The organism is Mesobacillus campisalis (assembly GCF_000986785.1).
GTDB lineage: Bacteria > Bacillota > Bacilli > Bacillales > Cytobacillaceae > Mesobacillus_B > Mesobacillus_B campisalis.
On sequence record NZ_LAYY01000007.1, the window covers coordinates 1 to 17,943 of the forward strand.

Below are 17,943 nucleotides of genomic sequence, written 5' to 3' on the forward strand. Positions count from 1 at the left end.
ATGTGCGGACGGGATAAGTGCTGAAAGCATCTAAGCATGAAGCCCCCCTCAAGATGAGATTTCCCATAGCGTCAAGCTAGTAAGATCCCTGAGAGATGATCAGGTTGATAGGTCAGAGGTGGAAGCGCGGTGACGTGTGGAGCTGACTGATACTAATCGATCGAGGACTTAACCTAATTGAAAAGCGGAGGCGACTCGGAACAAGCACAGCTTGTTCCTGTGAGGATTACTCTTAGAAGTATTCCTTAGTGTACAGCCTCGACCAGCGCTGGAGGGCCAGCAATTGAAGTCGTTCATTGACTTCAAATGATGGACCGAAGTGACTCGAGAGGCTAGGAGCCGGAGCTGGACAAGAACGATACTCGTAATTGCAAACCTTCTGAAATGCATTATCCAGTTTTGAGGGAACAACCCTCATTTCAAATAAAATAGTCTGGCGGTGATGGCGAGAAGGTCACACCCGTTCCCATGCCGAACACGGAAGTTAAGCTTCTCAGCGCCGATGGTAGTTGGGGGGTTCCCCCTGTGAGAGTAGGACGCTGCCAGGCAAAAGAAAGAACAGCTGAAATACGCTGTTCTTTTTTGTGTTTTACGGGTGAAATTTGTAAAATAGCTGCTCAGGAATTCAGCTGACCTAGCAAAAATTCAAACAGTTGGAAAATAATCAGGGAATCCAGGAATACGATGTACTAAGAGGAAGCTGCTGAAGAGCTGCTCCATCTTTATATAGGGGGGTTGAAAATGGATCAGGCTGAAAAACGGAAACAACTGATTGAATTGGATAAAAAACATTTTATACACCCTACTTCTTCGTTGAAACATCAACAGGAACATGGTGCCCCATTTATTTTTACAGAAGGAAACGGTGTCTATTTGACGGATATCACTGGACATAGGGTTCTTGAAGCGATGTCATCTCTTTGGAATGTGAATGTAGGGTATGGAAGAGCCGAATTAGCTGAGGCGGCGAGGGACCAGATGAAGAAGCTTGCATTTACCAATTGCTTTTCCTCGATGAGCAATGAGCCGGCGATCAAGCTTGCTGCCAAACTTGCGAATCTCGCGCCAGGCCACCTTAATGCGGTTTTCTTTACTTCTGGCGGTTCAGAGGCGAATGATACGGCATATAAACTGGCCCGCTATTATTGGAAGCTAAAAGGGAAGCCGCAAAAAACAAAGATCATTGCAAGGAAAAAAGGATATCATGGCGTCAATATTGGAGCAACGAGTGCAACGGGCATCCTGTCGTTCCAAGAGATGGCTATTTCGCCGGCCCCGGATTTTCTCCATGTCGGTCCCTTCTCGGCTGCCGAGTTAAAAAAACTAATTGAAACAGAAGGGGCGGATACAATAGCGGCCTTCATCGCTGAACCAATACAGGGAGCTGGGGGTGTGAATATTGCTTCCGACGGTTATTTTCAGGAAGTAAGAACCATTTGTGATAGGAATGATATCCTATTTATCGCTGACGAGGTCATCACTGGGTTTGGGCGGACAGGAAAAATGTTTGCTTTGGAGCATGAGCGAGTCGTACCGGATATGATGCTGTTGGCAAAAGGAATTACAAGCGGCTATATCCCGCTAGGTGCTGTGGTTTTGTCTGATGCCATCCAAAAGGAACTGACCAGCGGGACTGATGGTGTGCTTCTTCATGGGTATACGTACAGCGGACATGCGGCCGCCTGCGCCGTTGCCCTGAAGAATATTGAGATCATAGAACGGGAAAATCTCGTAGAAAATTCAAGAATCATGGGAGCTAAAATGCTGGAGGGCTTCCGGAATCTGCAGCAAGAGGTGAATATTGTAGGCGAGGTACGGGGATTAGGACTGATCGGGGCAATGGAAATCATCCATCCTGCCACAAAGCTGCGATTTCCAGTCCCTGTTGCTCCTGAAGTAAGCAAGGAGGCGGCCAAACGTGGACTGATGGTTAGAACGGTGGTATTTGAAGGAATGGATACCATTGTCTTTGCTCCTCCGTTGATTATAAAAGCACACGAAGTTGAAGAGTTGCTTCATATTCTTCAACAATCACTCATCGCTGTTCAAAAGAAAGTCATGGCGCAAAAATAGAACTATCATAGGAAAAGGGAAGTGTGGGACGCTAAAGAAAACGGCAACTTAGAAGGTGATTGGATGAAAACCATTCCATATCTGTTACTATGTGTTTTATGCTTCTTTTTTCCTGCAGAGACCACCGCACAGAAAAGAGTGCCTATTCTTATTTACCATTCAATCGATGAATATACTGGCCAGGGATCCAAGGAGTTATATGTTACCCCAAAAAACTTTGAAGACCAGATGAACTATTTGCGGACTCACGGCTTCACCCCGCTGACGTTTGAACAATGGGAGAGGACCAGGCTTGTCAGCAAACCCATCTTCATTACCATTGATGATGGATATAAAAACAATCTTAACGCCTTCTCCATTCTTCAAAAGCTTGAGAGCCAGCAATTTCAGCCAAAAGCAACCCTCTTTGTCATTTCCGACTTTATTGGCAGGCCAGGCCGCCTTTCCCGGGGAGACCTGAAAAGGTTTTCGGATTCAGGCATCATGTCCATTCAGTCACATACAGCAACACATCCGGATTTAACAAAGATAACTCAGTTTGATGAGGAATTGAAAGATTCAAGGGACAAAATCAGGGAAATAACCGGCAGACCAGTCATCGCCCTGGCTTATCCATATGGAAATTTCAATGCCAAGGTGGTGGCGGAAACAAAGCAACATTACTTATTTGGACTCACCACTACACCAGGACCTTATGTAGCGCAGAATAGTAAAGATGAGCTTTACCTGCTTCCAAGGATGTATGTGAAGTACTCAACTTCACTTGATGAGTTTGCGAGGCTGGTGGAGGGAGAATGAAACCAGAGCGTTAAGAATAAGGGCCGGCAAGGTAAATGGTGGCCTAAGTTTACACAAAGAATGGGGGACCTGCGATGCATCGGGTGCTTGACTCATTTTTAAAAGAAAACTTCCCTGGCCTGCAACTTTCTCCTGGCTTGATATCTTCCTGGAGCAGGCGCCTGCGCTTCGAAATTTCGCCGCCAGGTTTCAACAGCACTGATCCTGAGTCCTTTGGGCAGGCTTGCCAACGGGCTGGCCAACTGTTTCATAAAGTATTTCACAGCAAGGATGAACTGTTGCTGGTAACCGTGGTGCAGCCTCCAGGGAATGAATCAGTTCTGCGAAGGAAACACTTGAATATTTATTTAAAATATGTAAAACGCAAGAATACGGTCCATAGGCTTCAGCATTTCCTTAAGATGGCCGAGGGCAAGGATGTGAAGGAACACCGCTTTATTATTCCTTGCAGGAAGGAAGACATTCACTATTTGCAGCTGATAGAAGCGATTCTGTATGAAGATTTTGCCCACCCATCAACAATCCTGAAAAAACCTCCCAAACACAATCATGATATCTATTTCATCAATCATACCAATAAAATAATCTATCATTTATACGACGATCGCCGATGTGAAATCGTGGCTGCTGATAAGGAGCAGCTGCGTCCATTATATGATGAATTCAATAGCTGGATTCTTAAAAATGACCGTGAATCAGCAGAATCCATTTTCAATGATTTTCCAAAATAATTACAAATGATTCTCTTGCAGGCAAAGATAGTGTATAGTATTAATAGAATCGTTTACGCCAGTTGGACGAACTGGCGTTTTTAATTTTGTTAGGGAGGGGTCCGCTTTGCTGCAGAAAATAAACAAACAGCTGGAAAGAATTATGCCCGTGATCACTCCTGTAAGTGTCGTGATTGGTGTTTTATTCGCGGCTGCATTTATACCTTATACAAATTGGGTACCATGGATATTTGCTTTTATGACATTTGCTGGAAGTCTCGGTGCAAACCTCAATGCTTTTAAGGAAACGCTGAAACACCCTTTTCCGCTATTCCTGACACTGGTGATCCTGCATGTTCTTATGCCTGCATGGGCGTGGGGAGTTGGCCATTTGGCCTTTAATGGAGATGCATATACCATTACGGGGATTGTACTTGGAATGGCCATCCCAACTGGAATATCCAGTTTAATCTGGGTGGCCATCTATCGTGGCAACATTGCTTTAACCTTATCCATCATCATAATTGATACCATTCTTTCCCCTTTCATTGTGCCTTTTACCCTGACGCTGATGGTGGGCAGCAGGGTGGAAATGGACGTGCTCAGCATCATGGGAGGACTTTTTGGGATGGTTGTTGTTCCATCCATCCTGGGAATGCTTTTGAATCAGGGTACAAAAGGAAAGGCAAAGACGATTCTCAGCCCGAAGCTTGCCCCGTTTTCCAAACTTGGCCTTGCTGTGGTAGTTATGATCAATTCTGCTGCCGTTTCTCCATATTTGCGCACTATTGATGTGAAACTCCTTCAAATTACTGCGATTGTCTTTTTCATCGCTTTCACGGGCTATTTACTTTCCTTCTTCATCGGAAAACTGTTTAAAGGGGACAGGGATACAGTTATTGCCTTGACATTTACCGGAGGAATGAGGAATATCAGTGCGGGTGCCGTCCTTGCGGTTTCCTACTTCCCGCCGCCTGTAGCGGTGCCCGTCGTTGTCGGCATGCTGTTTCAGCAGGTCTTGGCATCTTTTTACGGATTTTTTGTGGACCGCCATTACAGCCGGAGATATTATGAAAAGACCCATACAGCATAAGCTTAAGGACCAGGCCATATACAGGCGTGGTCCTTTATTGTTTAATGACGTAATTTTTATGTGAAACCACTGTGAATGGAGTTTCCAGGTCCAGCTTTTGGGCATCTTCCTGGCTTAGTTTTACGATGACACTCGATTCCTTAACCTTTGTTACAGTGCCGAAAAAGGCTATTCCATGGCGGCTGCAAAGGACCAGGTCGCCAACCTGTACATTCTGCAAGGTCCTCTGTTTATTTGCGAATGCATCCATTTATTTTGACACTCCTTCTACAAGAGATGGGCAGTTAATGAGAGTGGTTCATGAATATCCATTATTTGAAGAGGGGTGTGAAAACAAATAATCGATAAACATGAACTCTGGTTCAAGTATTCCATATTGTTATCAAACCTGTCAACGAAAAAGGTGAATTGGGATTCACTATTGTATCTTATGCTATAATATTGTGGAGGTGATACTATGCAGGACCAAGACCAACAGCAGCTCGTCGGATCTTTTCCTTCCCTGCCGAAGCAGGAAAGGGCCCTCCAAAAAAGGAAGGCGTTGTTGGAAAGCGGACGCATTTTATTTATCGAAAAAGGCTATGAGCATACAACAGCAAAAGAAATTGCCGCTCATGCAATGGTTGCCACGGGCACATTTTATCGATACTTCTCAGATAAGAGACAGTTGTTGATGGCCTTGCTGAAAGATCAGTTGGACCGGCTTGTGCCTCCAGAGCCAAGCTGGCTGGACAAAAATCCCGAGGCGCTGCTTTCTTCTTCATTGGAGGCGCATTTTTCCCGCCTTGAAAAATTGGGACTTCACCGTGTCCTTCCTGAATTGCTTCCACACGATGGAGAGCTGGCAGAAGTGCTTGCCGATGGAAGGAAAAAACTCCATGATAACATTCATGAAGGTCTGAAGCAGGCTCAAAATGAAGGGCTTACATGGAATGATTTAGACCTCGATTCTGTTGCCTGGTCCATTCTTTTTCTGGTGGAAAGAGTTCCTGAGATGAAATTGGAACGCGGAAAAAAAACCAGTTACGACGAAATTGCAAAAATTATCTGCCGAATGGTTTTTCCTCCCGAAATCCTGGTTCAATTACGGTCCGGGTCAAGGACTTTACTGGGAAATGAAAACGGATAATTTGACAGAAATTATTATCTTATATATAATATTCTATAATGTAAGATTCTCTTAAAGGGGAGTAGCTTTTACAGCAGAGTCGTCATTACGGAGTAGACCCTCCCGGCTTTGCTGGCAACGCCAGTTGTTAGCAAGACCTTTATCAATTGCATGATTGGTAAAGGTCTTTTTTGTTTGGAAAGGATTTTACCAACATGGTAAGAGCATTTGCTTTGTACATGTTTTTTCAGGGTATGGATAAGTGACTGCAAAGGTTTCAAGACTGTCATTCCATAAATCCAGGAAACTATTTCTAAGCCGGAGGGATTCATGCTTTACTACAAGACGTTTGAATTGACCCCCAGCCATGAATGGACGGTGTTCATCCATGGTGCGGGCGGTAGTTCGTCAATTTGGTATAAACAAATAAAAGAATTCAAGAAACATTTTAATATATTGCTGATTGACCTTAGAGGTCACGGAAACTCAAAAGATAGAATAAAATCAAAACATAGCTATTCCTTTGATGAAGTAAGTATTGATGTCATTCAAGTACTTGATCATCTCAACATCCGTTCAGCGCATTTTATTGGCATGTCCCTGGGGACCATCCTGATTCGCAACATAGCCAAAATGGAGCCGCACAGAGTGAAATCGATGGTAATGGGCGGGGCAGTCATCCGCTTGAACACGCGTGTCAAAACCTTGATGTTCTTGGGGAATGTATGCAAAAAGTTCATTCCTTATATGTGGCTGTACCGTCTGTTCGCCTGGTGCCTGATGCCGAATGAAAGGCATAAAAAATCGCGGCTGATGTTTGTTGAGCAGGCAAAAAAGCTCTACCAGAAGGAGTTTATCCGGTGGTTCAAACTAACCAAGGATGTCGCCCCTTTGCTGGTGAAATTTGAAGAAGACCCTGTGAATATTCCCACCCTGTACATTATGGGGAAAGAGGACTATATGTTCCTCCTGCCTGTCGAAGAAGTAGTAAAGCGGAACAATTTTGCTTCTTTGTCCGTCATTGAGGATAGCGGCCATGTATGCAATGTCGACCAGCATAAAAAGTTCAATGATCTTTCTATTGCCTTTTTAAAAAGCCTTAGTTGCAGTAGAGTCTTGAACGCATAGTAAATGGGAAGGGTGTGTTCTGTTGAAGTTATTTATGTCGGAAATGCCTGGCTACATTAAAAGAGAACTGGATCAGCTTCAGGAAGTCATTGGGCCTTACATGAAAAAGATCTCTAAATATAGTATTTGGACACTGCCTCTCTTGCTCGTCTCTGCCTTCAACCTGATTTTCATGGTGTTTACTGGAGACATCAATGGAGAGAATGCTCTTGCCATTGGCCTGTTTGCCTTGATGGGAGCGATTGGGGCGGCCTTGTTCAAGGAAGTGAGGATCCAGCAGAATGAACTTCGTAAAAAAAGTGCCAATTATATGATTGACCGGATAAAAAATAGTGAAATAGCCAATGACTACCATAAAAAGCAATATATTCAGCTGATTAAAAACCAGCCGGCATCCAAAACAATCAATCATTTTATCAATTTCCTGATTGAAGAAAACAACCGGAAACGACTGCTGGATTAATAGGCCTGTACGAAATAAAAAAGAAAGCGTACACCGCGGGAATTATGTTAAAATGAAACAGGAAAATTTAAAAGCGATTTTGAAATCGCGGGAGGTTCTAGCTACCCTCTTGAAAAAACTAGGGAAAACAGTGCTGCTTTCTTTAGTGGCGCTGTTTTTTCATTGAAAAGGAGATTATCATGAAAAAAAATGAAAAAGCACTTGTTGTTTTCAGCGGCGGACAGGACAGTACTACTTGCCTGTTTTGGGCGATGGAACGATTTGAAGAAGTAGAGGCTGTGACATTTGACTACAATCAAAGACACAGCAGTGAAATAGAATGTGCCAAAACTATTGCAGAAGAGCTAAATATCCGCCATCATATCCTGGACATGAGCCTGCTGAACCAGCTGGCACCAAATGCATTGACCCGGGATGATATTGAAGTGAAGGATGGGGAAGGCGGCGGCCTGCCGTCGACATTTGTCCCAGGCCGGAATTTATTATTTATGTCATTTGCGGGAGTCCTGGGGAGCCAGGTGGGTGCCCGGCATATCATTACTGGAGTATGCGAAACAGACTTCAGCGGCTATCCTGATTGCCGGGATATATTTGTAAAGTCACTTAATGTCACTCTCAATCTGTCAATGGATGAAGACTTTGTCATTCATACACCATTAATGTGGCTCGACAAGGCGGAGACATGGCAGCTGGCAGATGAACTGGGAGCTTTCGGGTTTGTCAGGGAAAAGACATTAACCTGCTACAACGGAATCATCGCGGATGGCTGTGGCGAATGCCCTGCATGCCGCTTACGGAAGAACGGTCTTGATGAATATCTGAAAGTCAGAAAGGAGCAATAACATGTACGGATTTCGGATTGTTGATAAGCTCCAGAAGATGGACGAAGATATCAAGAGGAATCAGTTGAAATACCATCACAAGCGTGTTCTTGTCAGCAAAGAGTTCACCTTTGATTCGGCCCATCACTTGCATGCATATGAAGGAAAATGCAAAAACCTCCATGGTCATACCTACAGAGTCATTTTCGGACTAAGCGGCTTTGTTGACGACAGGGGCCTGTTGATTGATTTTGGCGACATCAAGGAAATTTGGAAAACAGAAATTGAAATCCACCTTGACCATAAGTATTTAAATGAAACACTGCCGCCGATGAATACAACGGCTGAAAATATGGTGGTATGGATATATGAAAAAATGGCAGAGGCACTTGAAAAGGAAGAGCGAAAGAGAGTGTATGATGGCGCGAGGGTCGAATTCGTCCGTTTATATGAGACTCCTACCAGCTATGCGGAAGCAAGAAGGGAGTGGATGGAGGTTGAGTAAAATACCTGTGATGGAAATTTTCGGCCCTACCATCCAGGGGGAAGGCATGGTGATTGGACAGAAGACCATGTTTGTCCGCACTGCCGGATGTGACTATTCCTGTTCCTGGTGTGACTCTTCGTTTACCTGGGATGGGACGGGCAAACACTTGATCCGCCAGATGGAGCCTGCACAAATATGGGAGGAACTGAAGTCTCTTGGGGGAGCAAAGTTTTCCCATGTGACAATTTCAGGCGGGAATCCCGCACTTCTTAAGAACCTCGATGGTCTTGTTACCGTGCTGAAGGAAAATAATATCAAGCTTTGTCTTGAAACCCAGGGAAGCAAATGGCAAGAGTGGATGACCAGGATTGATGAACTCACTCTTTCTCCCAAGCCGCCTAGCTCCGGTATGATAACAAATTATGAAAAGCTTGATGACATTGTTGGCCGCCTTCGTTCTTCGGATTTTACCGGGAACATCAGCTTGAAGGTTGTTGTTTTTACCGATGAAGACTACGAGTTTGCGAGGGAAATTCATAATCGATATCCGGGTGTGCCGTTTTTTGTCCAGGTAGGCAATGAGGACCCGGTGACAACCGATAATGGGACGCTGATTGCCTCTCTTCTGCAAAAATATGAAACATTGATTGACAAGGTAGCATCCGACCAGGAATTAAACGATGTCAAAGTCCTTCCCCAGCTCCATACACTACTTTGGGGTAATAAGCGGGGAGTTTAATAAAAAAAGACACTGAAAGATTCGCATCTTTCAGTGTCTCTTTTAGTTGGACAGAAATCCTCTTATAGTCCCAGTGAGATATACTTCACCTCGAGAAACTCTTCAATGCCGTAATGTCCACCCTCGCGTCCGAGCCCGCTTTGCTTAAACCCTCCAAATGGAACCTGCGGTGTGGATGGCATTCCATCATTCAAGCCAATGATTCCGTATTCGAGCGCTTCTGTGATTCTGATGCCCCTGGTGATATTTTCAGTAAACACATAGGCGGCGAGACCGTAGATTGAATCATTTGCCCGGGCAATGGCCTCTTCTTCTGTCTTGAAAGTCGCTACCGGAGTCAGCGGGCCGAAGGTTTCTTCGTTCATGCAGATCATATCGTCATTCACACCTGTAATGACCGTAGGGGAATAGTATAAACCCTCCAGCACCTCGCCGCCAGTTTCTATTTTTGCACCTTTCTCCACCGCATCCTCAATGTGGCGGGCAACTTTGGATATGGCCGCCTCATCGATCAGCGGTCCAATGTCCGTGTCTTCCTCAAGACCATTTCCTACCTGCAGCTGTTTCACTTTATCCACAAGCCTCGCCGTAAATTCCGCAGCGATTTTTTCATGTACATAAATCCGATTGGAACATACACATGTCTGTCCCGCATTCCGGAATTTCGAGGCAATAACTCCATCGACAGCCTTATCAAGATCAGCATCTTCCATTACGATGACGGGAGCATGCCCACCGAGTTCCAGGGAAACTTTTTTAACTGTTTCGGCCGAACCCTTCATTAGCAGCTTGCCAACTTCAGTAGATCCGGTAAAAGTAAGCTTGCGGATCCGGCTGTCCTCCAGCCATGCATCCCCAATTTCCTGTGCCCGTCCAGTCACGATATTCAATACTCCTCTAGGCAGGCCGGCTTTTTCCGCCAGCTTTGCGAGCTTAATAGCGGTAAGAGGGGTCTGTTCAGCCGGCTTCAGTACCACCGTACAGCCGGCAGCAAGGGCAGGTGCCACTTTCCTTGTAATCATGGCAGCAGGGAAGTTCCAGGGAGTGATCGCGGCGATCACGCCGACGGGCTGTTTCTGGACGAAAAGCCGTTTATATCGGACCGCGGCAGGAATGGTTTCGCCGTACACGCGCTTCGCTTCTTCCGCATACCAGGAAACAAATCCATTTGCATACGAGATTTCCCCTAAAGCCTCTTTTAGGGGCTTGCCCTGCTCCAATGTCATTGTCCTGGCAAGGTCTTCTTTATTTTCATCAATCAGTTTATGCCACTTCGAAATCAGTTCGGCCCTTTCATAGGCTGAACAGTCAGACCAGCTCTTAAAAGCTTCGCAGGCAGCATCAGCCGCCTTTCTGGCCTCGGCATAACCGCCGTTAGGGACGGCGGCAATCTTTTCGGAGGTAGCGGGGTTGGTGACTTCGAATGTTTCAAGATCCTTTCCAGTCCATTCTCCATTAATGTATAGATAGTAGTTTTCCATTGTTTTCCTCCTAATCTGCTCCAATCAATAAGCAGTTTGGTAGATTTTTTCAATATCATCGAGTGACAAGACCCTAGGATTGTTTTTTAAAAGTCTTGTTATACGGGAGGCATCCTCCGCCATTGACGGGATATCGCTTTCCGGGATACTGAAGCTCCGCAAGCCCTTCGGAATATGGACGGTCTCGCAAAGGCTCCTCATCGCCTCGACTGCCGCCGCTGCTGCTTCAGGATTAGACATTCCTGAAGTGTTTTGGCCAAGGGCGTCGGCAATATCCCGGAATTTTTCAAGACAGGCGATTTTGTTCCATTCCATCACATATGGGAGCAGCAGGGCATTACTTACCCCATGCGGGATATGATAACGTCCGCCGAGGGGATAGGCAAGCGCATGGACCGCCCCCACACCGGCATTGCCAAAAGCCATTCCAGCCATCAGGCTTGCTGTCGCCATGTTCTCCCGTGCTTCCATATGGCCAGGATTAGCATAGGCCTTGGGCAGGAATTTTGCAATCATTTTCATCGCGCCAAGGGCCAGCGCGTCCGTAATCGGGGATGCGTTAACGGAAATATAAGCTTCAATGGCATGGACAAGGGCATCGATGCCGCTGGCTGCCGTGACCGATTTCGGCATGGTAACAGTCATTTCCGGAGCGACAATTGCTGTATCAGGAAGGAGGAAGTCGCTGACAATGCCTTTCTTTAATTGGGCTTCCGTGTCAGAGAGGATCGCGATATTTGTAACTTCCGAACCAGTTCCGGCTGTTGTTGGAATGGCAATTAATGGAGCCCCTTTTTGAGGTACCATGCCAGTGCCGAACAATTCTTCAATCCGCCCGTCAAACCTTGCATAACCGGATACAGCTTTGGCAATGTCAATGGCGCTGCCTCCTCCTAGAGCAATCAGGCCATCATGATTTCCTGACAAAAATACCTCGGTGCATTCTTCAACGATTGCTGCTTCCGGTTCTGGTTTAACTCCGCTGTATATGCCGAAAGAACTTCCTCCAAGATATTTGGCCAGTTTTCCAACCACTCCGATTTCGTTAAGAATCTTGTCGGTAACAATCAGCGGGTTTTTCATCCCAAGGGCTTCTGCTTCTTCCTTCAGTTTCGCTGTGGCTCCATTGCCGGTGATTAGCTTATTGGCAATCTTGAATGTTGAAATGCCTTGCATTTTCCCAACACTCCCTTCTTAGGCGATGATTTATTGGACTACCTCCATTTTACATAATTTATTTTAATTTTACGAAAAAATGAAAAATATCGGAAGTAAATAGGATTCACTTTGTTTAATTAGCAGGAATACCTTAATTGAGAACGGAATAGAATGAGGGAATGTAAACATCTACCTAAAAGAGTGCCGGTACTTATTTGGGAACAAAATACAAACAGAAAGCCGGGTTGGGGGAAATATGGGGAAAGCAAAAAAGGCCATATGTATATGGTGCATGATTGTCTTAGCAACAGGCTGCGCCAGTCAGAATGGGGAAACCGCAGATAGTAAAGACTTGGAAAGAACAGAAAAAAGAGTTATGATGCAGCCAGATGTGACGAATGCCGCTGAAGGAAAAAAGGGAGAGGCCGGGAAAGAACCAAAAGAGCTGCAGCCTGTCACCGTGACCGTCATTGATCCGATGACCAATAAAGTCATCAAGACAATTGTCCCTGATGAACTGGGTTTTGGGACAGCGGGGGAGAAGTACAAGGCTGAGCTTGAAGAATGGGCGAAGGAACTGGCAAGGGGGACAGATGATGCACCCGGTTACGACCAGCGAAATACTCCTGATAAACTAGATGAAAACGGGGGTATTATCAAAGGGGCGCCAAGGGTCGTCCTTGAAGAAGAAGAGTTTGTGGAAAAAATGCTTGACGCTTCCAAAGAGGGCGGGGAAGTGGAACTGCCCCTGTACATGACAGCGAGCGGTTACAAACCCGAGGATGCCGCCCATCTTGATGAAGTGGTCGTGGCTTCGTATACAACACACTTCAATCCTGGGGTAGCTGGACGGACAAAAAATATTGAACTCTCCGCAGAGGCTGTGCACAATGTCATCATTGGCGAAGGGGATTATTTCTCATTCAACACGACCGTTGGGCCAAGTGATGAGGCACATGGTTACCAGCCAGCCGAAGAAGCCATCAATGGAAAATTGGTGATGGGCATTGGCGGAGGCATTTGCCAAACCTCTTCAACCCTTTTCAATGCCGTTGACCAGCTTGGTGTCGACTATGTGGAAAAGCACCACCATTCTGTCACTGTCGGCTATGTACCGAAGGGCAGGGATGCAACAGTGTCCTATGGTGGAAAGGATTTTCGGTTCCAAAATACGAGTGGGGCACCCTTCCTGTTAAAATCGGTGATTGAAAATGGGAAACTTACTATTGAAGTGAGAACATCGAGGCAATATGAAGCGATTCTGAAGAAAGGAGTATAAGCAAAAAGCTGGCATTTGCCAGCCTTTTTAATTGTAAGTATATATGTGTTCGCTTAACTTAACATAATAATTTTATGTTAAATATTAAAGAAAAACAGTAAGCAAGCGAGGGTCAGGTTTTTGCCTATGGTTCGCTTATAATGGCTCCCTCAACAGGATAGAGATTGATGTCAATCTCCGTCTCTGCTCCCATTGCCATCCTGGCAAGCTGTTCTCCTATGTAAGGGCCCATTGTCAGTCCGGAAGCTCCCAGGCCATTGGCGACAATCAGTCCATCCCAGCCTGGCAGGGGACCGATTACAGGCAGAAATCCAGGTGTGAATGGCCGAAAACCGGTCCTGGCCTCCACGAATGTCCCGCTCTCCAGGCCGGGAGCAGCGTCAATGGCTTTGTTCAACAATTCCCGCAACCCCCCGGCTGTTATCCTCGTATCAAACTCTTCGAGATCTTCATGGGTGGCGCCTGCAACAATCTTTCCCTCTTCAAAAGCAAGAAGGTACTGGTTGCCAGGCGGCATCACTACAGGCCAGTTTTCGGTGGAGGCGTTCGGCATCTCCAAGTGGAGAATCTGGGCCTTCTGAAATGAAACTCCAAAATGAATGCCTAGGGGAGAGAAGAGCTCGTTTGCCCATGCACCGGCACAGACAATAACCAAATTTCCCTGGATGGTTTGGTCATCAATGTAAACCCCGTTAATTTGCTTTCCTTCATATTTTAATTCGGCGCTTCCATTGATGACTCTTGCTCCATTTTTTACTGCAGCCCGCAACAGGGAATCACGCAGCAATCGTCCATCCACGCGGGCAGCTCCGGTAACCTGGAGTGCGGAGAATTCTTCAATAAGAGGAGGAAACAGGGAAGAGGTCTCCGGGGATGAAAGCTTGCGGATTTCCCCCATTTCAGGTGCTTCCTGCCGTTTCTCGAGTGCCCGCTCTTCCAGTTTATCCAGTTTCCCAAGCTCTTTATGTAAAATCAATGCCCCTACCCGGGAATAGCCGGTTTCGTGTTCACCATCCTCTTTTAAAGCCTGGATTAAACGGGGATAAAACCGTGCCCCTGCTTTTACAAGCTGGTACCAAGCCTTGTTCCGCCGCTGGGTAACCCATGGGCAGATGATTCCTGCAGCAGCTGCTGTCGCCTGGCCCCTGTCATTCCGGTCCACCACAGTAACGTCGGCCCCCATTTTTGTCAGCATATAGGCCGTAGAGGCACCGAGAATTCCTCCGCCCACTACAATGACTTTATTCATAGTCCATTACCGCCTTTAAAAGAAATTCCTATATAGTATACATCTTTTCTACTCGTGACAGTAACCATTTTAGAATGCAGGTTCCGCTGTTGTGCCTGGGAAAGTCGGCCCTCTGCCTTCCACAATCTTCCTTCATATTCACCGTGGCCGGTTCATAGAATGGACAAGGGGACTTGTCTGGAGGGGATATTAGTGGATAATTGCAAGATGAAAGCTCAATCATTTGACTATGTATAAGCTAATGCTGACTCATCTGTGCCTGTTGATGGGGGCAATCCTGCAGGGGCTGTCCATGTCGCTTTTCCTATTTCCTCATTCCATTCCCTCTGGCGGAGGAGCAGGCTTGGCCCTTTTGATGAATCATTGGTTAGATTGGCCTCTAGGATTTGCCTTATGGCTGGCAAATGCTGTCTTTTTAGTATTTGGACTGAACTATTTTGGTTTTCGCTGGACGGTCCGTACCATCTTTGCCGTAGGAATAACCTCCATGACCGTCAGTTTGGTGACTCCTTATGTACAGCAGCCGCCCATGCATCTGTTTTTGGATATGGCGGCAGGCAGCATTTTTTTTGGTACAGGGGTAGGGCTGCTGATTCGTGCAGGTGCCTCAAGCGGCGGCATGGTCATTCCCGCATTGATGATTGCCAATTATAAAAGCTGGAGTCCGGGAAGAGTGATGATGATGATCAATCTTTTCATTTTCATGCTGACATCACTTGTCATTGATTATAAAATTGTCATCTATGCCGTGATTTGCCAGTTCCTCTCAACGAATATCATCGATTCCATTTATAAACTGAGGGTTCGCCGGCTTTTGCTGCTGCATGCCAACTGGAGAAGGAGGTAAGAAGATCCCATAAATCAAAGGATCTTCCTTTCCTTTAAATAAGACAGAATGGTGCGGACACAGTCCTCAATTTCCATTAAGCTGGTATCAAGGCTGATTTCCGGTTCAACAGGTGCTTCATAGGGTGATGAAATGCCAGTAAACTCGGGAATTTCTCCCCTGCGGGCCCGCTGGTACAAACCTTTAGGGTCCCGGTCCTCGCATATGTTAATGGGACACTTTACATATACTTCGATAAACTCACCCTCCTTGAACATGTCCCTGACAAGGTTCCTATCCTCACGAAATGGGGAGATAAAGGCTGTACTGACAATTTGGCCGCTGTCGACAAACAGTTTGGCAACTTCACCAATGCGGCGGATATTTTCCTGACGGTCTTCCTTTCCGAAACTTAAATCCCGGTTCAACCCATGGCGGATATTGTCACCGTCAAGTACATAACTGTGGAGTCCCTGCTGAAACAAAAGAAGATCAAGTGCGTTTGCCAAAGTGGATTTTCCTGAACCGGATAGGCCGGTAAACCAAATGACACAGCTTTTATGGCCTTTTAGCTGGTGACGGTCACTTCTTGTCACGGCCGCCTCATGCCAAACAATATTGGTGCTTTTACTCATGGCGGGCTCCTTAGTTTTTGATATAGACTTCCTGCATTCCCTGAATCAGTACTCCGACCACTTCCGGCCGGCTGAATTCCTTTGGCGGCTGCTGGCCGTTTTTGAGCATTCCTCTAACCTTTGTACCTGAAAGGATTACATGGTGCTCGGCATCATGAGGACATGTTTTTTCAGAGGCCATATTTTCGCATTTTCGGCAATAAAAGCTGTGTTCAAAAAACATTGGTTTAATTCCCAGCTCTTCTTCGGTGAAGTTTCCGAAGATTTTTTGGGCATCATAAGTGCCGTAGTAATTGCCGACCCCGGCATGATCCCGGCCTACGATGAAGTGGGTACAGCCAAAGTTTTTCCGGACAATGGCATGGAAAATGGCCTCCCTAGGCCCGGCATAACGCATTGCTGCCGGGAACACGGAAAGGAACACCCGGTTTTGCGGATAATAATTCTCAAGAAGGACTTGATAGCTTTTCATGCGAATCTCGCTTGGTATATCATCTGACTTTGTTTCGCCGACAAGCGGATTAAGGAAAAGACCATCTACCGTTTCAAGTGCCGTTTTTTGAATATATTCATGGGCACGGTGAACAGGGTTGCGCGTCTGGAACCCAACAATCGTATTCCAGCCGAGCTCCCGGAATTTTTTCCTGGTTTGCTGTGGGTCCAGATAATATGCCTCAAACATTGATTTTTGAGGTTTTCTTGTCAAAGTTATTTTTCCCCCCGCATAGAACGGCCCCCGTTTGAACAGTTTGTTTACACCTGGATGGGAGGAGTCCTCCGTCTGAAAAACTTTTGCAGCTTCAATAAGTTTATCAGGCTTGAAAATTTCCGCGATTTCCATGATGCCGTAAACAATCCCGTTATAGACAAGGTTAATGGTTTCCCCGGTATGCAATTGTGAGGCTTTCTGCTCATCAATGGCAAGAGTGATCGGCAGTGACCATGGGAGACCGGAAGACAGCCTCATACCATGGACCACAGCCTCATAATCTTCCTTCCCCATAAAACCTTCCATTGGACTGTAGGCTCCGTTTGCGATAAGTTCAAGGTCGCTAAATTCCATATTGTCAAGCTCGACAAAGTTTCGTGTCAAATCTTCCTCCAGGCTGAAGTCCATTCGATTTACCAATTGCCCGCCATGAGGTATGCTTGTGCTCATATTCTTCTCCTCCCTAAATATTCAATTAACTTTGGTGAAGTCCGCATTCTGTTTTACCGAGGCCAGCCCACCTTCCTGACCGTGAGTCGGCACCAGGCTGTGGAGGTCTGGTGCATGGGGCGCAGCCAATGCTCGGGAAACCCTGATCGTGAAGAGGGTTATAAGGAAGCTTATTTAGGGCTATATAAGCCAGGACTTCATCCCATGTCCAGTGAATAAGGGGACAGATTTTTATTTTTCGGAATTTGTCATCTTTGTTGATATATTGCGTTTGGCTTCTTGAGAGGGATTGTTCCCTTCTTAAACCGGTAATCCAGGCCTTTGCGCCTGCAATGGCTTCTTTCAGGGGAGCAACCTTCCGCAATTGGCAGCAAAGGTTGGGGTTTTCCTTCCAGAGTTCCCCACCATGCTGCTTTGCCTGTTCCTTAAGGGAAATCCCGGGTGTAACCATTTCTATTTTCAATGTGGGGTAACGCTGCCTGACTTTCTCGATCAATTGATAGGTCTCAGGAAAGTGCAGCCCCGTGTCGAGGAATTTGATGCTGGCTTCCTTGTCGACCTTATAGATCAAGTCAATCAGCACAATGCCTTCTGCTCCGAAGCTGCAGGCATAGACAATATCTTTTTGATATTCTCGATAGGCCCATTTAAGGATATCAAAGTAATCACGATTGCCTGCCAGAATGCTGTTAACCTTTGTGTCGTCCCAATTTTCATAATCGAGTATTTCGGACAT

Annotated in this window: 19 protein-coding genes and 2 rRNA genes; 14 read left to right on the forward strand and 7 right to left on the reverse strand. The window is 46.1% G+C overall.

Going from position 1 to position 17,943, the window contains the following annotated elements:
- From WQ57_RS07505 to WQ57_RS07530, 6 genes are all read left to right on the forward strand, one after another.
- Positions 1-176, forward strand: a 23S ribosomal RNA gene (locus tag WQ57_RS07505); the annotation flags it as partial.
- Positions 177-432: 256 nt separating this feature from the next.
- Positions 433-548, forward strand: a 5S ribosomal RNA gene (gene rrf / locus WQ57_RS07510).
- A 193-nt stretch (positions 549-741) separates the two neighbouring features.
- Positions 742-2,073, forward strand: coding sequence for an aminotransferase family protein (locus tag WQ57_RS07515; protein ID WP_046523140.1), 1,332 nt, complete (start codon positions 742-744; stop codon positions 2,071-2,073).
- A gap of 63 nt (positions 2,074-2,136) precedes the next feature.
- Entirely contained in the window at positions 2,137-2,871 is a 735-nt protein-coding gene (locus WQ57_RS07520) for a polysaccharide deacetylase family protein (RefSeq protein ID WP_052948680.1), read from the forward strand.
- 74 nt (positions 2,872-2,945) lie between these two features.
- Positions 2,946-3,602 carry a DUF3885 domain-containing protein gene (locus tag WQ57_RS07525; protein ID WP_046523141.1) on the forward strand — a complete coding sequence of 219 codons (657 nt, stop codon included), beginning with the start codon at positions 2,946-2,948 and terminating at the stop codon, positions 3,600-3,602.
- A gap of 106 nt (positions 3,603-3,708) precedes the next feature.
- Positions 3,709-4,674, forward strand: coding sequence for a bile acid:sodium symporter family protein (locus WQ57_RS07530; protein ID WP_046523142.1), 966 nt, complete (start codon positions 3,709-3,711; stop codon positions 4,672-4,674).
- 34 nt (positions 4,675-4,708) lie between these two features.
- Here the strand turns inward: WQ57_RS07530 and WQ57_RS07535 are convergent, their stop codons facing one another.
- The gene (locus WQ57_RS07535) at positions 4,709-4,924 is read right to left on the reverse strand and encodes a DUF2187 family protein (protein WP_046523143.1); all 216 of its coding nucleotides are present in this window, start codon (positions 4,922-4,924) and stop codon (positions 4,709-4,711) included.
- A gap of 207 nt (positions 4,925-5,131) precedes the next feature.
- Here WQ57_RS07535 and WQ57_RS07540 point away from each other — a divergent pair, with 207 nt between their 5' ends.
- The 6 genes from WQ57_RS07540 to queE all read left to right on the forward strand — a co-directional run bounded on the left by WQ57_RS07540 (position 5,132) and on the right by queE (position 9,420).
- Entirely contained in the window at positions 5,132-5,803 is a 672-nt protein-coding gene (locus WQ57_RS07540; protein ID WP_046523144.1) for a TetR/AcrR family transcriptional regulator, read from the forward strand.
- A gap of 309 nt (positions 5,804-6,112) precedes the next feature.
- Entirely contained in the window at positions 6,113-6,910 is a 798-nt protein-coding gene (locus WQ57_RS07550; protein ID WP_046523146.1) for an alpha/beta fold hydrolase, read from the forward strand.
- 22 nt (positions 6,911-6,932) lie between these two features.
- Positions 6,933-7,373 (forward strand): YwnF family protein, encoded by a 441-nt coding sequence (locus WQ57_RS07555; protein WP_046523147.1) that lies wholly within the window; start codon positions 6,933-6,935, stop codon positions 7,371-7,373.
- A 161-nt stretch (positions 7,374-7,534) separates the two neighbouring features.
- Complete coding sequence (gene queC, locus WQ57_RS07560) at positions 7,535-8,215, forward strand: 7-cyano-7-deazaguanine synthase QueC (RefSeq protein WP_277620282.1); 681 nt, start codon at positions 7,535-7,537, stop codon at positions 8,213-8,215.
- 1 nt (position 8,216) lies between these two features.
- On the forward strand, positions 8,217-8,699 hold the full coding sequence (gene queD, locus WQ57_RS07565; protein ID WP_046523149.1) for a 6-carboxytetrahydropterin synthase QueD: 483 nt from the start codon (positions 8,217-8,219) through the stop codon (positions 8,697-8,699).
- On the forward strand, positions 8,692-9,420 hold the full coding sequence (gene queE / locus WQ57_RS07570) for a 7-carboxy-7-deazaguanine synthase QueE (protein ID WP_046523150.1): 729 nt from the start codon (positions 8,692-8,694) through the stop codon (positions 9,418-9,420). Before queD ends, queE begins: the two co-directional genes overlap by 8 nt.
- Before the next feature lie 62 nt (positions 9,421-9,482).
- Here queE and WQ57_RS07575 read toward each other — a convergent pair whose 3' ends face one another.
- Together WQ57_RS07575 and WQ57_RS07580 are read right to left on the reverse strand one after the other, a co-directional pair.
- Entirely contained in the window at positions 9,483-10,901 is a 1,419-nt protein-coding gene (locus WQ57_RS07575) for an NAD-dependent succinate-semialdehyde dehydrogenase (RefSeq protein WP_046523151.1), read from the reverse strand.
- A gap of 24 nt (positions 10,902-10,925) precedes the next feature.
- Positions 10,926-12,077 carry an iron-containing alcohol dehydrogenase gene (locus WQ57_RS07580; protein ID WP_046523152.1) on the reverse strand — a complete coding sequence of 384 codons (1,152 nt, stop codon included), beginning with the start codon at positions 12,075-12,077 and terminating at the stop codon, positions 10,926-10,928.
- Positions 12,078-12,315: 238 nt separating this feature from the next.
- Here WQ57_RS07580 and WQ57_RS07585 point away from each other — a divergent pair, with 238 nt between their 5' ends.
- Positions 12,316-13,338 carry a VanW family protein gene (locus tag WQ57_RS07585; protein ID WP_046523153.1) on the forward strand — a complete coding sequence of 341 codons (1,023 nt, stop codon included), beginning with the start codon at positions 12,316-12,318 and terminating at the stop codon, positions 13,336-13,338.
- Positions 13,339-13,462: 124 nt separating this feature from the next.
- On the opposite strand, the gene WQ57_RS07590 is transcribed toward WQ57_RS07585, so the two are convergent.
- Complete coding sequence (locus WQ57_RS07590; RefSeq protein ID WP_046523154.1) at positions 13,463-14,587, reverse strand: NAD(P)/FAD-dependent oxidoreductase; 1,125 nt, start codon at positions 14,585-14,587, stop codon at positions 13,463-13,465.
- A gap of 265 nt (positions 14,588-14,852) precedes the next feature.
- On the opposite strand from WQ57_RS07590, the gene WQ57_RS07595 reads away from it, so the two are divergent.
- Positions 14,853-15,434, forward strand: coding sequence for a YitT family protein (locus WQ57_RS07595; protein WP_338151896.1), 582 nt, complete (start codon positions 14,853-14,855; stop codon positions 15,432-15,434).
- A gap of 14 nt (positions 15,435-15,448) precedes the next feature.
- Here WQ57_RS07595 and cysC read toward each other — a convergent pair whose 3' ends face one another.
- The 3 genes from cysC to WQ57_RS07610 are packed head-to-tail and all read right to left on the reverse strand — an operon-like array spanning position 15,449 to position 17,943.
- Positions 15,449-16,048: an adenylyl-sulfate kinase gene (gene cysC, locus WQ57_RS07600; RefSeq protein WP_046523156.1), complete on the reverse strand. Its 600-nt coding sequence runs from the start codon at positions 16,046-16,048 to the stop codon at positions 15,449-15,451.
- A 10-nt stretch (positions 16,049-16,058) separates the two neighbouring features.
- Positions 16,059-17,207, reverse strand: coding sequence for a sulfate adenylyltransferase (gene sat / locus WQ57_RS07605; RefSeq protein WP_046523157.1), 1,149 nt, complete (start codon positions 17,205-17,207; stop codon positions 16,059-16,061).
- Positions 17,208-17,232: 25 nt separating this feature from the next.
- Positions 17,233-17,943, reverse strand: a complete 711-nt coding sequence (locus WQ57_RS07610; protein ID WP_156183082.1) for a phosphoadenylyl-sulfate reductase — start codon at positions 17,941-17,943, stop codon at positions 17,233-17,235.

Coding starts and splice junctions, on each gene's coding strand:
- WQ57_RS07515 (WP_046523140.1), top strand. CDS start 742: ATGGATCAGGCTGAAAAACGGAAACAACTGATTGAATTGGATAAAAAA.
- WQ57_RS07520 (WP_052948680.1), top strand. CDS start 2,137: ATGAAAACCATTCCATATCTGTTACTATGTGTTTTATGCTTCTTTTTT.
- WQ57_RS07525 (WP_046523141.1), top strand. CDS start 2,946: ATGCATCGGGTGCTTGACTCATTTTTAAAAGAAAACTTCCCTGGCCTG.
- WQ57_RS07535 (WP_046523143.1), bottom strand. CDS start 4,924: ATGGATGCATTCGCAAATAAACAGAGGACCTTGCAGAATGTACAGGTT.
- WQ57_RS07540 (WP_046523144.1), top strand. CDS start 5,132: ATGCAGGACCAAGACCAACAGCAGCTCGTCGGATCTTTTCCTTCCCTG.
- WQ57_RS07550 (WP_046523146.1), top strand. CDS start 6,113: ATGCTTTACTACAAGACGTTTGAATTGACCCCCAGCCATGAATGGACG.
- queD (WP_046523149.1), top strand. CDS start 8,217: ATGTACGGATTTCGGATTGTTGATAAGCTCCAGAAGATGGACGAAGAT.
- WQ57_RS07575 (WP_046523151.1), bottom strand. CDS start 10,901: ATGGAAAACTACTATCTATACATTAATGGAGAATGGACTGGAAAGGAT.
- WQ57_RS07580 (WP_046523152.1), bottom strand. CDS start 12,077: ATGCAAGGCATTTCAACATTCAAGATTGCCAATAAGCTAATCACCGGC.
- WQ57_RS07585 (WP_046523153.1), top strand. CDS start 12,316: ATGGGGAAAGCAAAAAAGGCCATATGTATATGGTGCATGATTGTCTTA.
- WQ57_RS07590 (WP_046523154.1), bottom strand. CDS start 14,587: ATGAATAAAGTCATTGTAGTGGGCGGAGGAATTCTCGGTGCCTCTACG.
- WQ57_RS07595 (WP_338151896.1), top strand. CDS start 14,853: ATGGGGGCAATCCTGCAGGGGCTGTCCATGTCGCTTTTCCTATTTCCT.
- cysC (WP_046523156.1), bottom strand. CDS start 16,048: ATGAGTAAAAGCACCAATATTGTTTGGCATGAGGCGGCCGTGACAAGA.
- sat (WP_046523157.1), bottom strand. CDS start 17,207: ATGAGCACAAGCATACCTCATGGCGGGCAATTGGTAAATCGAATGGAC.
- WQ57_RS07610 (WP_156183082.1), bottom strand. CDS start 17,943: ATGTCCGAAATACTCGATTATGAAAATTGGGACGACACAAAGGTTAAC.